Genomic DNA, 15,137 nt, shown 5'->3' with positions numbered 1-15,137 from the left:
GGCTATGGTCAAAGACAAATTGCCAATTGCCTTCTGCTCTATGCCTGCCCTCTCTAAAAATCGTGTTTTAGCGAATGCTCGTACTCGGTGGGTAGCTGTACGGACTAAAACTTTGCTGCGGTTCGGCGGGCTGACAACGGCCCTATTGCTGACTGTTACATCTCCCTTAGCAGCTAGGGCCGAGCTATTTAATAGTCCCCTGGAGCGGCTGCCCGTGGCAGAACGAGTGGCGTTACGCAGTGGCAAGGTAGTAGTGACTGGCGATCGCGGTCGCTATGTGGCTAAAGTTCTGGTCAAAGCCTCTCCAGATGTAGTTTGGTCAGTGTTGACCGACTATACCAATTTGTCCAAATTTCTTCCCAACGTGGTTTCTAGTCGTCTGATCGAGGCGCAGGGCAACCGCAAAGTGGTGGAGCAAGTGGATGTGCGTCAAGTGTTTCTGGTCAGTAGGCGATCGCGCTTCCGCACCGAGAATATTGAGACCGCAAAAAAACGAATTGATTTTCGGTTGCTCGAAGGAGATGTGAAAACGCTTCAAGGATATTGGCAAATTGATCCCGTTGCTACCCATCCAGGGGCTCCTGTCACTCAAGTTTTGCTAACGCAAGACATTACGGCTGAACCTGGTACAGGCACCCCGAAGGGACTTTTCTACAACTTGTTTCGTAGTGGCTTGAATGAATCTTTAACCGCGATTAGCCAAGAAATCGGTCGGCGAACCTTGCAGGCAACAGCCCACCATGCTCAACCGCAAACCTCCCCCACCAGTTCCTTCTGACTCTATTTTCCCGGATCGTACTCAGGAATCACCACTACCGATTGGGGTTTGCTACACACCCCCGGCAGTAGTGGATTACATGGTAGAAAACACAGTTGGGCGGCTGTTAGCGGGTAAAACGCCTCAACAATTGTCGGGCAAGCTCCGAATTCTCGACCTAGCCTGCGGCGAAGGCATTTTCTTATTGCGAGCTTACGCTTACTTGTTGGCTTGGTACCGCGATCGCTACATCACGGCATACATACAAGGCGAAGCAGTGATCGCAGAACTGCCACTGCAACGGGGGAGTGATGGCACTTGGCAATTGGCGATCGCAGAACGGTGGCGGATTCTTGGGGAGCACATTTATGGGGTGGATATTGATGCCCAAGCAGTTGAGCAGGCTCGGTGGTGTTTATTGAAAATAGCTGGCCCCCCTAGCCCCCCAAACTTGGGGGGAACAAGAGTTCTAATTGATTTGGAGAACAACCTTAAGTGTGGCAACGCCATAATTGGTGAGGAATTGGGCGATCGCTCCCCTTCATCATTTCCAATCAACTCCAGCCAGGCTTTTAACTGGCAAGAAGAGTTTCCGGAGGTGATGCAGGCAGGAGGGTTTGATGTGGTAATTGGCAACCCTCCCTATGTCGATTCGGAGTGGATGACCGAGCACCTGCCCCAGTGGCGGCATTACTGTACGCAACACTATCAAGCTGCTGCTGGCAATTGGGACTTATTCTGCGTATTTATTGAGCAGGCGATCGCCCTCTGCAAGCCCCACGGTTTAACCAGTTTGATTGTGCCGAATAAACTGGGCTCTGCAAGTTACGCCGCCCAAGCTCGGCAAATTTTAACCGTGCAGAATCAACTGTTGACCATTCGCGACTATTCCAGGGTGGCAATTTTCCCGGTCGCGGTTTATCCCATTGTTTATACGGCCTGCAAACGACTGCCGGAATTAACTTCACAGGTGCAATACGAACGCATGGAAGTAGCCGCTAATAGTGCGATCGCTGGTTCAACTCAGCAATGGTTGGATTACCAGCGCTACTTTATGCCCGCAGGCAAACCTTGGCGGCTCGGTTCTAGTTTGCATCAAACTGAGTTGTGCGATCGCTTGCAATCCCAGTTTCCACCCTTGTCAACGGTGGCAGAAGTTTTGGGAGCTGCAACTGTGGGAGAAGCCTACGCCATGCAGTCTTTGATTGCCGATGAAGCTTGCCCCCAAGCGACCGATTTGAAGCTGATTAACAGCGGCACGATTGACCGTTACTGCGACCTCTGGGGGCAGAAGTGCTTGCGCTATTTGGGCCATGCTTATCGCTATCCCATCATCCCAGCGACGCAGCACTCTCACCTGCCGTCCAAGCGACAACGGCAAGCTCGCCAACCCAAAATTATTGTGGCTAGCATGACTCAAGTTTTGGAATGTGTAGTGGATGTCGCAGGAGATTTCGTAGCGGGAAAATCGACTGTGATTATCCTCACCTCGTTGAATTTGCATTACCTGTTGGCACTGTTAAATAGCAAATTAATCAGCTTTTACTACCGCAACTTATATGGGGGAGACTGCCTCAAAGGAGGCTATTTGCGAATTGGGCCGCAACAGTTGCGATCGCTGCCTATTTGTCTTACTCACGACTCATTATTCACGCAACCAAATCAACATTTAGTCTTGCTAGCGCAGCATTTGTTATCTCTTCAGCAACAGTTAGTCACAGCCGAAGCTGCTGAATATCGCCACAATTTGCAGGAAGGTATTTACACTTTGGAACGCCAAATCGACCAATTCGTCTACGACCTTTATGGACTTACGGCGGAGGAGCAGCGGCTCATTAGTTAGGCCACTAAAATATAAGTGCTAAAAAAATACTTCTACTTAGTTTTTGTGACCCAAAATCATCAAAACTTGCTTAATTGTTGTGGCTGGTAATGGTGCGAAATAGTTTGATTTTTGGGTTGGTCATTAGCAGTAGCTTGTGGTTAGCGACATCAGTTGCAGCCGCTCCCTCTGCAAGTGAATATCGTCAGCTTGGTCTCACTTATCGGGCACAAACACGTTACGCAGAGGCGATCGCCGCACTTCAGCAAGCGGTAGAACTGGAACCCAACAATTTGCCTGGACGCATCACCTTAGGCTGGACGCAACATCTGGCAGGCCAAGAAACTGCGGCAATGGAATCGCTGTTTCAGGTGCTGTATCGCGATCCTCAGTCAGTTCCAGCGTTGAATGCGTTAGGCATCGTCTATTTGGTGCAGGGTGACTTGAACTCTGCTGTCCTCACTCACACTTGGGCCGCTTGGCTCGAACCCAATAACGAAATTCCTTATTACAACCTCAGCTTGGCCGCTCACCGTTTGGGGGAATATGGCTGGGCCAGCTTAGCTGCGCGTCGGGCTGCTGCTTTGGAGTCAACCAATCCGCATCCATGGGTGGTGCTGGCAATCATTAATTGGGATGGCGGCGATCGCGAGGCTGCAACTCAAGCCTATGAGCGAGCCTTGGCTCTAGACGGAAACTATGGCGATCGCGACTTTCTGAGCTATCTCCAGGAAGCAGGATTTAGTGCAGCCCAAATAGAAACAGCGGCGCAAGTTTTGGCAGCGACCGTCTCGCGTTAAGTTTCTTCATTAAAATTTGGGAAGTAGAGAACATTCCCGCCGACATCATGCCCCTTCAACCCAGCGATCGCACCAAGCTAGACCCCACCGAAGACACAGTATTTTATGGCCTGCCCCGATTTGTTACTCACGTAGACGAAGGATTCATCCAGCAGCTCACCGATTTGTATCGCGAACGGTTGAAGCCTCAGACACGCATCTTGGACTTGATGAGCAGTTGGGTTTCCCATCTACCGGATGAGATCGAATTTGCTCACGTCGAGGGGCATGGACTCAACGCGGAAGAGTTGGCCCGCAATCCCCGCCTGAATCACTACTTTACTCAAGACCTCAATCAAGAGCCGAAGCTACCACTACCCGACCAATCGTTTGATGCAGTGCTCAATACCGTTTCCGTGCAGTATTTGCAGTACCCCGAAGCGATCTTCAGTGAGATTCATCGTGTTCTTAAGCCCGGAGGCATTGCGATCGTCAGTTTTTCTAATCGCATGTTCTACCAAAAGGCGATTCAGGCTTGGCGAGATAGCTCGGAGGAATACCGAGTAGAACTGGTCAAACGTTACTTCACATCTGTACCTGGATTTCCGGAACCAGAAGCGATCGCACGACGGGCACAAGTACCCAGCTTCTTGCAAATGCTTGGCGTTGCAGGGGGTGATCCCTTTTATGCCGTAATTGCCCAGCGGGTTTAAAGCAGGAACCTAACCCCCTGCCCCTTCCCTACCAGGGAAGGGGAGCCAAATTCGAAGTCCTTCTCCGCGCCGCAGAGAGGTTTGGGGAGAGGTCAGTTTAGTTAACCTTCATCCCGGAGAGCTTCTAGGACATTGCGATCTTCCAGGGTGGAGGTATCTCCAGACACGGCATTACCACTGGCAAGATCTCGTAGTAACCGTCGCATAATCTTGCCCGATCGCGTCTTGGGGAGGGCATCGGCAAACCGAATGTCTCCGGGACGGGCGATCGCGCCGATTTCTTGGCCCACGTGCTGCTTTAGTTCTGCTTTCAGAGCATCACTGCCCGTGTGCCCCCCTTCTAGGGTGACGAAAGCCACAATGTCTTGCCCTTTGACTTCGTCGGGTTTGCCGACCACCGCAGCTTCCGCCACGGCCGGGTGAGACACCAACGCCGACTCAATCTCCATCGTGCCTAGACGGTGCCCTGCCACGTTAATCACGTCATCGACACGGCCCATCACCCAGTAGTAGCCATCTTCATCGCGTCGTGCGCCATCGCCTGCAAAGTAGATGTATTTGCCATCTTTGGGGGGGATGTGTTCCCAGTAGGTTTTGCGGAAGCGATCGGGATCGCCATACACCGTCCGCATCATTCCAGGCCAGGGATGCCGCACTGCTAGGTAACCGCCTTGGTTAGTACCGACGGATTCTCCTTCTAGATTCACCACATCAGCCAAGATGCCAGGGAAAGGTAGGGTCGCTGAGCCTGGTTTGGTGGCGATCGCACCCGGTAGAGGCGTAATCATAATGCCACCCGTTTCGGTTTGCCACCAAGTATCCACAATCGGACAGCGCTCACCGCCAATCACGCGGTGGTACCACATCCAAGCTTCGGGGTTGATGGGTTCACCTACGGTGCCCAATAAGCGTAAAGAGGAGAGATCTCGCGCTTTCGGCAAGTCTTCACCCATCTTGATAAAGGCGCGAATCGCGGTGGGGGCGGTGTAAAAGACATTGACCCCATGCTTTTGAATCACATCCCAGAAGCAGCCAGGATTCGAGGCGCGAGGTGCCCCTTCGTACATTAGTGTGGTCGCACCGTTGGAAAGTGGGCCATAGACAATGTAGCTGTGTCCGGTAATCCAGCCCACATCAGCAGTACACCAATACACGTCCGTGTCTTGCAGATCAAAGATCCACTTGGTCGTCATGTGGGTGTAGAGGTTGTAGCCACCTGTGGTGTGCACTACGCCTTTGGGTTTGCCTGTACTGCCTGAGGTGTAGAGGACGAACAGCAAATCTTCGCTATCCATCGGTTCAGCAGGACAATCCGCCGACATTTGCGGCTGCAACTCGTGCCACCAATGATCCCGACCGCCAAGTTGCATGGGTATGTCTTGCCCAGTTCGGCGTACCACCAGCACATTCTCCACACTAGGAGCCGAGCCATCGGCTAAGGCTTTATCCACTTGAGTTTTCAGCGGCACGATCGCGTCTTTGCGCCAGCCACCATCGGCTGTGACTACAACCTTGACCTGACCATCTACCAAGCGATCGCGCAACGCCTCAGCACTAAAGCCGCCAAACACAACCGTATGCGCCGCGCCAATCCGCGCACAAGCCAACATTGCGATCGCGGCTTCCGGGATCATCGGCATGTAGATGCCCACGCGATCGCCCTTCTCCACCCCTAAATGCTTGAGGGCATTGGCGAACTGGCACACCTCACGATGCAGTTGGGCATAGGTAAGCGTCCGCGAATCTCCGGGTTCTCCTTCCCAAATCAAAGCGGCTTTGTTGCGTCGCCAAGTCGTCAAATGGCGATCGAGGCAGTTGTAGGAGATGTTAATTTTGCCACCCACAAACCACTTCGCGAAGGGAGGCTGCCAATCCAGCACTTGATCCCACTTCTGAAACCAGTGCAATTCCTGCTCAGCTAGCTCGGCCCAAAATTTTTCTGGATCAGCCTTGGCGCGATTGTAGAGTTGCTGGTACTCCTCCAGGCTCTTGATCTGAGCTTTTTGAGAGAACTCAGCCGCAGGCTGAAATAAGCGCTTTTCTTGAAGAATGGATTCAATCGTGGATTCTGACATAGCTCTTTCTATCACCAGGACGGCTCCTCCAAAAACGATACTTCGTTCTTGGGGCAGTTGGGCAGAACTATATCTTGATTTTGGTTAAGCGATTCACTAGAGCCAAAACAGCGATCGCTTGAGTTCTTGATTCTGAGCGCTTAGGTGTCGCGAATAGCGGGAGCCGTTGCTAAGCGAGTCGCGCTTTGCTGCATCCGTTTAATTTCTTCCGTAGACCAGTTGTGCGGTACTTGGCATTGATGAGCAATTAGTAACCCCCATAATCCTTTGTTCGTGAGGACAGGCACAACCAAATTCGCCCGCACTGGCAGACTCCGCAAGAAATCCCGGTGGCACTCGTGAATCGGTTCTATTTCGATGTCTGCGATCGCTCGAACTCGCCCATCTAAGTACAAAGCTGCATACTCGTCGTTGAAGCAATCATCAGCGCCAGTTGATCCCAAAAATCGATAAATGTTCAGCGTTCAAGGACTCGAAAGTAACTTGGCCTTTCCATCGTTGATAAAAGTAGTACAAGACCACGCGATCAGCTTGGAGCATCTGTCTCAGCTCATCGGTTGTTTTTTGGACTAAGGCATCTCTTTCTAGACTTTGGGCCAGACGTTTGGCAATGCGGCTCAATCCTCTATCCTGCTGGTCCAAGGAGTGAGAATTCAGTTCATCAAAATTACTACGCACAAGTTGAGGGGGTACGAAGTTCAATAGGTTTGTTACTGATCAGCCAGTGCACTGCGCTGATTCAACCTAGAGAGATTAGCGGTTTCTGGTTCTATTTAGAAGCGATAATTTACGGAATTTTGATCAAAGTTTTTCGAAGTTGACGATCGCTCTTTTTCCCCGATAACAAAAATCCCCCTTGCCGAAGCAAGAGGGAGCTAATTTGAGTGAAGACGTTCACTCAGAAGTGACGTTTATTTGCGAATTGGAGTGCCGCAAGGATAAGTTGCCACAGGTTCGCGCTTGGCTGCTTCGCTCTTGATAGTCTCAGCCACAGCGACTAGCGATCGCTCGGTGGCCGATTCGGCCTTAGCTGCCAAGTAGTCAGCCTTTAGTTTTGCCAGCATTTCTTCGCGGCGATCGTAGAGTCGCTTTAGAGCACGAGGGGCGCACTGATTGATCACATAGGCGGTCATGATAGGTAGTGCGATCGTGCTATCGGTGTAGCAAACAATGGTGCTGGGCAGCTCATCTGGGTCAACTTTGCCCCAACTCACGGCTTCGCTAGGTGTAGCACCAGAAAGCCCACCTGTATCTGGGCGAGCATCCGTGATTTGGATAAAGTAGTCGTGACCTCGTTCCTCTAGACCCAACACTTCATGCAGTTGAGGTTGCGTTTGCAAGAGGAAGTTCTTGGGACTGCCACCGCCGATGATCACCGCTGCACTCTTGCCTTCTTCACCAACGACACCAGATTCGCGCGCTGCATAAGCGATCGCTGCGGTTTCATTCACATCCAAGGAGGGATCAATCACCAACTCGGAGCCTTCTAGCGCCAGAGCCGCCACGTTCATGCCAATCGAGCTGTCTCCAGGAGAGGAGGTATAGATGGGAACGCCGCATTCATAGGCAGTTGCCAACAGGCAAGAATTTTGCACACCGAGTTGCTTCTCAACTTCTCGGACATACTTACCTAGCAAATGGTGAAATTCCGCCGTACCCATGCGCTTCTGGAACGGTTCCGCCCGCAAAATCTCGCGAATGAAGGCGTCGGTTTCCAGTAGCACATCATAGTGAAAGACAATATCGTAAATCCGGATGCGGCCTTCCTGACGCAGCTTTACGTCATCCAAAAAGGGATTGCTGGAATAGAGGCTCAACCCCAAACCATAGTGCATGTCATGGTAGAGGTTAGCGCCTGTGCTGATCATCCAGTCAATAAAGCCATTCCGAATCAGGGGAGCGAGAACGGAGACTCCAAAGCCAGCCGGAGTCATCGCGCCAGACAAACTCACCCCAACAGTCACGCCCTCCTGCATCACTTCCTGGCTTAGCAAGTGACAAATCTCGCGCAGGCGAGCCGAGTTATAAGCTGTGAAATAGCCGTCAATTAAATCAACGACGCTGATTTCAGCAGGCATGGGGGCGGGTGCGATTTTGTGGCTGAGCAATTTCGACATTTGTACGCTCCAAAAAGAACAAAAAGCATAAAGAAGAGGAGAAATGGACACGCAGCTACCTAATGCGATCGCTTGTTTGTTGTCTAGGCTCATGCAGCACTATTCAACAAACTCAAGCATCACTAGGTTTTCTTATCTGCAACCTTGAAAGAAACTTTCAAAGTCATGTGATCCGATTGGTCAACGAAGTTGGCAACGCTGAGGCAGTAAATGCCCACGCAGCCAAGAATTTGATTCTGTTGCTCTAGCCAGTAGTGGCAGAACTCTACAGACTCAAAGCTTATGTTTGCTGCATCAGTCAAACCTAGGCACAGAATTCCCCAGGCTAGATGAGAAAGGACATCGTACAGGTAAATATCCCTTGACTAAAAGCTCTGATAAATCTGAAAACATCAGAACCATTAATCCAGCTATTCAATTCAAAAAGACTCCACCTAAGGAGCACGATCGACCCAGTTCGCCACTATTTCTAGAGATAGGGTTGCTTATCCTCTGAATCAGCAAGAGTATCTGCTAGCAATCGCGAACCTGGTAGTTACAGGCCGATCAGCTCATACTGGGTGCTTCACAACGGTCAGCCCAAGATAGTGCGGGATCGCACTGCCGTTTCCGTTTCAATTTCATTTCCAGGTACCAAAGTGGTCTCCACGGGTACCCGACCAAGGAAAGGAGTTTCAAGGCTTTATACGCGACCTCAAACACCAACTGCTACAGTTTAACACCCACGTTTAAGATCAGTTCAATAAAGGTACGGAAATTGCTGGGATTCTCCAAGCAAACATTCCCAAAGTAAGGGTTCTTACGGCTTTCTCTACCGCTTGGGTAAGTATGCCGCTTCTAAGGGCATTCCTTTGCGGTTTTTCGTCTTGAGCATTACAATGTCTGCTCTATTTTAGTCAAGCCATGTAGGCGAAGAAACAAGATAAACTGGAGACGACGCCATAAAAAACTTCATCAACAAGCTAATACGGCATATTTAACTGCTCGGCCCGTTTCTGAGGTCATGCCATGCCTACACCTTCAGCCTTGCCTTCTTCTGCGTTGCACTACACCACTTCTCATTCATCATCTCGGCAGCATTGGCATAGCTTTAGTCACATGCTGAAACGACTACATGCCGAGGGAGTTTATCTACATCCTCAGCAATTGGCTGAGTTTTTGGTAGTCCACGGCTTGCCTGTAGACCTACGTTATGTCCCAGAGCGACTGCAACAGAAAGCGATGTCGATCAATGCTCACTACAACGGCGATATGGCAGCTTTGGCAGAAGACTCAGAAGAGCAGCCTTGGGATGGCTACTTGGGGGATTTCGATTAAGTTCTCTGAATTAGCATCCGTTCCACCGAGCTTCGACTTAGACTTTAAGATCGCTACAGAGCCTTTCGGATAACTAGTTCAATGAATCCAAATCTTGACACCTCAGCCGCTACAGACTCAGCTTCACCCGAAGCATCAGCGGGTCTGACGGATGAGCAGTATCGGCAGAAAATGCAGCGGCGCAAAGAAGTGCAAGAGCAGCGGCTAGCTGAGCGATCGCTGGAAAAAGGCTTGATTGTGGTCAATACGGGCAACGGTAAAGGTAAAACTACCGCTGCTTTGGGGATGGTGCTGCGATCGCTCGGTCACGGTTACAAAGTGGCGATCGTGCAATTCATTAAAGGCGCTTGGGAGCCAGCGGAGAAAGCAGCCTTTAGCCATTGGGGTGAGCAACTGGAATTTCATGCGATGGGTGAGGGCTTTACCTGGGAAACCCAAGACCGCGATCGCGATATCCAAAAAGCTCAGGAAGCTTGGAATACTGCTTTAACCTACATCCGTAATCCAGACTTTCGCTTGGTGCTGCTAGATGAAGTCAACATTGCTCTAAAGCTGGGCTACTTAGCGGTTGAGGACGTGTTGGCAGGTCTAGAGCAGAAACCAGAGGATTCTCACGTCATTCTGACGGGACGAGGAGCACCTGCGGCTTTGATTGAGCGGGCCGATCTAGTGACCGAAATGACCTTAGTCAAGCACCCTTTCAAGGAACAAGGCATCAAGGCTCAGCCTGGAATCGAATTTTAGATTTTAGAGTTTGAATTTCCCGTGAGCAAGTCCAAGCCGAAATTCAAACTCTAGAATTGAGTTTATGGAAATTCTTTCGATTAGTCTCAAAAACTTTAAGGCTCACAGCGATCGCTACTTTGAGTTTCAGCCCGGAACCAACGCGATTTGTGGAGAAAATGGGGCAGGCAAAACCAGCATTTTAGAGGCGATCGCTTGGGCGCTGTTTAATTACTCCAGCTATACCAAAGAAGAATTAATCCGTCGGGGTGCAGCCAGCGCTCAAGTCAGCGTCACCTTTACTTCCAGAGGAGATGGGCGCACGTATCGCGTGCAGCGCTGTACCAGCAAGGGCTATGAGATTTTTGACCCGCAAATTCACCAACGGCTAGACCTGAAGAATGTCAGTGATGTCTTGCCTTGGCTGAAAGAACATTTGGGCGTTGCCAAAGAAACTGACTTGCCCAAATTGTTTGCTGATACCATTGGTATTCCGCAAGGCACCTTTACTGAAGACTTTAAGAAAGCAGCAGACGAGCGGCGCAAAGTCTTCGATCGCATCCTGCGCGTGGATGAGTACAAACAAGCTTTTGAGAAATCGAGAGATTTAGAAAAGTATGCTCAGCAGCAAGTTCAGGAACTAGAGCGGGCGATCGCGTACTATACCGAGAACCTGCGCGATTGGGATCTGCTGCACACTCAACGGGCTGATTTGCAGCAAGAAGTAACCAAGGATAAGACTGCTTTACAGCAACTTCAAATCCAACTGGAGCAACTTCAGCATCAAAAAGATCGGCTCACCGCTCAATCGCACCAAATCCAGCAACTCGAAGTTCAGTTCTCGACTTTGCAAGCGCAACTGACTGGACAGCGCCAAACCAATGTGTTGCTAGAACAGTCACTCCAACGGGCGAAGCAAGCAGTAGCCACCTGCGAAGCCAATCGAGCGGGTTATCAAATCTTTTTGCAAGCAGAGTCTGCCTTGCAAGCCCTAGATCGCCAAAGCAAACAACAGCAAGCTCTGCTGAAACAGCGCCAAGGTTATCAAGTGACTTGGGAGAACTCGCAAGCCAAGCTCACTAAACTGACTCTACAACTCGAAAGCCTAACCGCAGCTCAGCAAGAAATTGAACAACTGCAACCCCTGATTCAACAACAGACTGAGCTAGAGCAAAATCAGGAAGCGATCGCCCAACAACTTCAACAGTTGTTTACTGCCGAGCTAGAGCGGCAGAATATTACCAAGCAATTAGCTAAGCTCCAAGGGGAGCTAGAGCATCTCGGCACCGAAATTGCCCGGATTAGTAGCTTCGAGACAGTGTTGGAGCAAATTCCTGTCTGGGAGCAACAGCGCGATCGCCTGCAAGCACAACTCAGCCGCATTGCCGCTGCTAAACAGTTTGAAGCTGACCTCGGCCAGATTGTTGCCCACGGCCAAACCCAACGTGATCGCTACTTGAGTGAGGCTGAAACCGCGATCGCGGGTTTACAGGAACTTCAGCGATCGGTGCCCTTACTCGCCGCCTCGGTAGACTCTGCCCTGACTACGCTTCAGGCGGGTGTGGACTTGAACAATGAAATTTTAGGCAACTTGCAGCAAATCCTAGGCGATCTATCAGAGCAGGTCTCTGCCAGCAAACTAGAGCAACAGCTAGCGGAAGTAAAGCGCCAACTGGAAACAGCCTATCAACAGCGTACTCACTTCACTGGGCTAGAAACCTGGCTGACTAAGCAAACCGCCTTGCAGCAAGATGCAGCTGAGTTGCAAGCTAAACTGCAATACCTCCAAAGTCAACTCGCCAACCAAGCAACGTTGCAACAAGAGAAGACGCAGCTGACCACGGCGATCGCTGCCCTAGGAAATCCTAGAGGTCGGAGTCAACTTCGCCAGCAGGAGTTACAGCAGCAAACCCAATTGCAGATGCAATATAACCAAGCTCACCAAGCTCAGATGGAAGTTGCTCAAGCAGTGACTCATCTAGAAGCTCAATTGGCAGAATTTACTGATTTACCAGACCACATAGAAGCGCAAAAAGTCCAAAAAGCCAGGTATCAAGCGGCGCGAGATCTGTACTTACAACATCAAAAAGATGCGGAGCACCTGCCAACTTTAGAAGCAAACTTTGAGGCCGCGATCGCCCAACTTAGCACCCTCACCACTGACCAAGCAATTGTACAAGCGCAATTAGCACAACTGGCCGAAACCTACGACCCGCAACACCTGCAAGAAGTAGAAGTAACCTACAACGCAATTCGCAGCCAAAAAGACCAAATCGAGGGAGGGTTGCCCCAAAAGCAGAAATTCCTCTATCAGATTGAGCATCAACTGGCAGAGCTACAGGCGATCGCCGACCAACGTACAAAAGCTCAAGTTGACTTGTTAGAACGGCAACGAGTGCAGCAGTTTATCAGTGATGCCCGCCAAGTCTACAACCAAGCAGGCCCACGCATTACCAAGTTCTATATTGAGGAGATTTCTCGTGAAGCTGACAAACTCTTCCGCGAACTGATCAACCGCCAAAATGTCGCCCTAGAGTGGACAGGTGATTACGAAATCCGCATCCAGGAAGGTGGTTACTGGCGCACGTTCAGAAGCTTGTCGGGAGGCGAGCAAATGTGCGCGGCTTTGGCAGTGCGTCTCGCCTTGCTCAAGGTTTTGGCAGATATTGATGTGGCCTTCTTCGATGAACCCACAACCAATATGGATCGGGCACGTCGAGAACAGTTAGCTGAAGCGATCGCCAACATCAAATCCTTCCGCCAACTCTTCATCATCAGCCACGATGACACCTTCGAAAACGTCACCGAAAACTTAATCCGCGTAGAAAGAGAAGGCCTCTAAGCTGTAGAGCTTTTCAGCAGTTGTTGGGCGAGTTCGTAGAGTTCGGCTTCGGGGCGGCTGTCGAGCACTAAGTCTTTCAGTTCTACTAAACCTTTAGCGATCGCTCCTGCTTGATCTTGATAGGCATTATTAGCAGCTAACAAATCGGTGTAGGCTTGTAGCTCGATTGCGGTGCGGGGGGGTGGTTCCTCGCCATTGCCAATCATCGGCGTTTCGTACTCGGTGCCGATCGCGTCGTATTTCAGCAAAAAGATCAGCGCTTCACTGAGTTGATGCAGCTTATCTCGTAAATCGCGCACATTGAGGTCCAAGCGGTTGAAGCCGACCTGACCGTGAATTCGCAGTTCCACGATCGCCGCTTGGGTTTTACCAGATTTCGCGGCGGCTTGGATGTGGGCGATCGCTGCTTGTTCCAGTTCTGCTTGCGTTTGCTGCTTATTTGCCTCCAGGTTGAGACGAATCATCCGGCGCTGATAATAATCTTGCTTGAGCTCAGCGCGAATTCCTGTCCCGTTGATCTCGACTAGATAAGCACCACGAGGAGTTTGCTGAAGATTTTCAGCAATGCTATTGGCCTCAATCGAGCCAGGGTTGAAAATCCAACCTTCTAGTTCGTAGTTCTTGTGGATATGACCTAAAGCTAGATACTCCACTCCTGCTTCCCGCAAAGGATTTACAGCTTCTAGCCTCAGCGCCCCAGTATAACGAGCAATCTGGCCATCCATACCATGATGAAACATCATGACGGTGTGCTGTGGTCCTGGTGGCAATTGCTGAATACTATGGGCCAATTTCTCAATCATTTGGGGAGCAGACGCACCATACCAGCGAGAGCCTAAAACCCGCACCCCACAGGGCAAATCAATATAGCCACCTGCTTTGGCTTCTGGGGTCCAAGGGTCAAAGAGGTTTTCGCCATCTTCCGCGTCTTCCTTAGGTTCTAGTAGAATCACATATTCCCAATCAGCCATGTAGCGCAGCCAACTGGTTTTGGTGGCGTAGGGTCGGTTGTCATGGTTGCCCTCGATCGCTAAGACTGGAATGCCAGCTTCTCGCAGCATCTCAAAGCAAACCTGGGCCTGGTTCAGCACTGCGGGCAACACCTGCCGATGCTCAAACAAGTCGCCCGCGATGAGGACAAAATCAACTTGCTCATCAATGGCGTAACGCTCCAACACATCGCGAAAAGCTAAGAAGAAATCCTTGGTGCGCTGGGGAGTGTCGTAGCGATCGAGCCCTAAGTGCACATCAGCAACGTGGAGAAAGCGAGGCATAACCAGATCTATAGCGTGGCTTTCCCCAGTCTACCGAGCCTTAGCTGAGCTAGCGAGCAAATGTTCTATTTAGCTTGATTTTTTTGGGAGTTGGTCTGACACATACCTAAGATGCGCTGGTCGTTGGCGCTGACCTTAGCTAGGCGCTGGAAGCCTTGCAAGCCAATTTCGGCTACAGCAGGCTTATTGCTATTAGAAGCAATGGTGCTGTTTTGCTCCAAGGCGATCGCGAAGGGATGCGTGGTTTTCTCGTAGGTATCAACCACGTTCAATGCTAATTTGCCTGGCTCAAAACTGCCAGAGAAACAATCGAAGGACGATCGCGGCATGTAGAATGCGCCAACGACTTTGCCTTTAGTTACCTGAAACACCATGTAAGCACTACCAACTTGCTCTGGCTCGGCTGCCTCACCATATAGATAGGTGCCGTCAGCCAGAGAACTATTCTTGCTATTCGCAGAGCTTTTAACAGAATTTTTGCTAGGAGCTGCTTGCTTGGCGATCGCTTTGGCGGTTGGTGCTGAAGTTAAGGGTTGCCGCTCTAGCTGGCGTGCTGACACAGCCGTAGAGGTAGACTCAGCCGCGTTCGCAGCTTGTAGCGCAACACCAGAGAGACTCGTTAGCAGCAAAATGCCCAAAGCTGGCTGGGTGATGCGTTGCAGAGTACGCCACGGCGAGAGAGAACGGATGCATGGATTGGTCACCGTAGTTTCCTCCA

At 50.7% G+C, this 15,137-nt stretch carries 13 protein-coding genes; 7 read left to right on the top strand and 6 right to left on the bottom strand.

What is annotated here, in order from left to right; genetic code table 11:
- The first annotated feature begins 4 nt into the window (after nucleotides 1-4).
- From NDA01_RS14960 to NDA01_RS14945, 4 genes are all read left to right on the top strand, one after another.
- Nucleotides 5-778 (top strand): SRPBCC family protein, encoded by a 774-nt coding sequence (locus NDA01_RS14960; RefSeq protein WP_348228559.1) that lies wholly within the window; start codon nucleotides 5-7, stop codon nucleotides 776-778.
- Nucleotides 741-2,600 (top strand): Eco57I restriction-modification methylase domain-containing protein, encoded by a 1,860-nt coding sequence (locus NDA01_RS14955; RefSeq protein ID WP_348228558.1) that lies wholly within the window; start codon nucleotides 741-743, stop codon nucleotides 2,598-2,600. The genes NDA01_RS14960 and NDA01_RS14955 overlap by 38 nt, the downstream gene beginning before the upstream one ends.
- Nucleotides 2,601-2,689: 89 nt before the next feature.
- Nucleotides 2,690-3,379 (top strand): tetratricopeptide repeat protein, encoded by a 690-nt coding sequence (locus NDA01_RS14950; RefSeq protein WP_348228557.1) that lies wholly within the window; start codon nucleotides 2,690-2,692, stop codon nucleotides 3,377-3,379.
- A 47-nt stretch (nucleotides 3,380-3,426) separates the two neighbouring features.
- On the top strand, nucleotides 3,427-4,071 hold the full coding sequence (locus tag NDA01_RS14945; protein ID WP_348228556.1) for a methyltransferase domain-containing protein: 645 nt from the start codon (nucleotides 3,427-3,429) through the stop codon (nucleotides 4,069-4,071).
- Nucleotides 4,072-4,172: 101 nt separating this feature from the next.
- Here NDA01_RS14945 and acs read toward each other — a convergent pair whose 3' ends face one another.
- From acs to NDA01_RS14930, 4 genes are all read right to left on the bottom strand, one after another.
- Nucleotides 4,173-6,146 carry an acetate--CoA ligase gene (gene acs / locus NDA01_RS14940; protein WP_348228555.1) on the bottom strand — a complete coding sequence of 658 codons (1,974 nt, stop codon included), beginning with the start codon at nucleotides 6,144-6,146 and terminating at the stop codon, nucleotides 4,173-4,175.
- A 140-nt stretch (nucleotides 6,147-6,286) separates the two neighbouring features.
- Entirely contained in the window at nucleotides 6,287-6,589 is a 303-nt protein-coding gene (locus tag NDA01_RS31920) for a GAF domain-containing protein (RefSeq protein WP_431193413.1), read from the bottom strand.
- Entirely contained in the window at nucleotides 6,570-6,824 is a 255-nt protein-coding gene (locus tag NDA01_RS31915; protein WP_431193412.1) for a GAF domain-containing protein, read from the bottom strand. The genes NDA01_RS31920 and NDA01_RS31915 overlap by 20 nt, the downstream gene beginning before the upstream one ends.
- Nucleotides 6,825-7,057: 233 nt before the next feature.
- Nucleotides 7,058-8,263 carry a homospermidine biosynthesis protein gene (locus NDA01_RS14930; protein WP_348228554.1) on the bottom strand — a complete coding sequence of 402 codons (1,206 nt, stop codon included), beginning with the start codon at nucleotides 8,261-8,263 and terminating at the stop codon, nucleotides 7,058-7,060.
- A 1,008-nt stretch (nucleotides 8,264-9,271) separates the two neighbouring features.
- Between NDA01_RS14930 and NDA01_RS14925 the strand changes: the two genes are divergently transcribed.
- From NDA01_RS14925 to NDA01_RS14915, 3 genes are all read left to right on the top strand, one after another.
- The gene (locus NDA01_RS14925) at nucleotides 9,272-9,580 is read left to right on the top strand and encodes a hypothetical protein (protein ID WP_348228553.1); all 309 of its coding nucleotides are present in this window, start codon (nucleotides 9,272-9,274) and stop codon (nucleotides 9,578-9,580) included.
- Nucleotides 9,581-9,661: 81 nt separating this feature from the next.
- Nucleotides 9,662-10,324, top strand: a complete 663-nt coding sequence (gene cobO / locus NDA01_RS14920) for a cob(I)yrinic acid a,c-diamide adenosyltransferase (protein ID WP_348228552.1) — start codon at nucleotides 9,662-9,664, stop codon at nucleotides 10,322-10,324.
- A gap of 64 nt (nucleotides 10,325-10,388) precedes the next feature.
- A complete protein-coding gene (locus tag NDA01_RS14915; protein ID WP_348228551.1) occupies nucleotides 10,389-13,145 on the top strand; it encodes an AAA family ATPase in 2,757 nt (918 codons plus the stop codon).
- Here NDA01_RS14915 and NDA01_RS14910 read toward each other — a convergent pair.
- Nucleotides 13,142-14,419: a metallophosphoesterase family protein gene (locus tag NDA01_RS14910; RefSeq protein WP_348228550.1), complete on the bottom strand. Its 1,278-nt coding sequence runs from the start codon at nucleotides 14,417-14,419 to the stop codon at nucleotides 13,142-13,144. The genes NDA01_RS14915 and NDA01_RS14910 overlap by 4 nt on opposite strands.
- 65 nt (nucleotides 14,420-14,484) lie before the next feature.
- Nucleotides 14,485-15,123, bottom strand: a complete 639-nt coding sequence (locus NDA01_RS14905) for a hypothetical protein (RefSeq protein ID WP_348228549.1) — start codon at nucleotides 15,121-15,123, stop codon at nucleotides 14,485-14,487.
- Between the last annotated feature and the right edge of the window lie 14 nt (nucleotides 15,124-15,137).

Source organism: Trichocoleus desertorum AS-A10 (assembly GCF_039962155.1).
GTDB lineage: Bacteria > Cyanobacteriota > Cyanobacteriia > FACHB-46 > FACHB-46 > Trichocoleus.
Note: the sequence above shows the minus strand (reverse complement) of the source record. Positions and strands in the feature narration are given on the sequence as shown.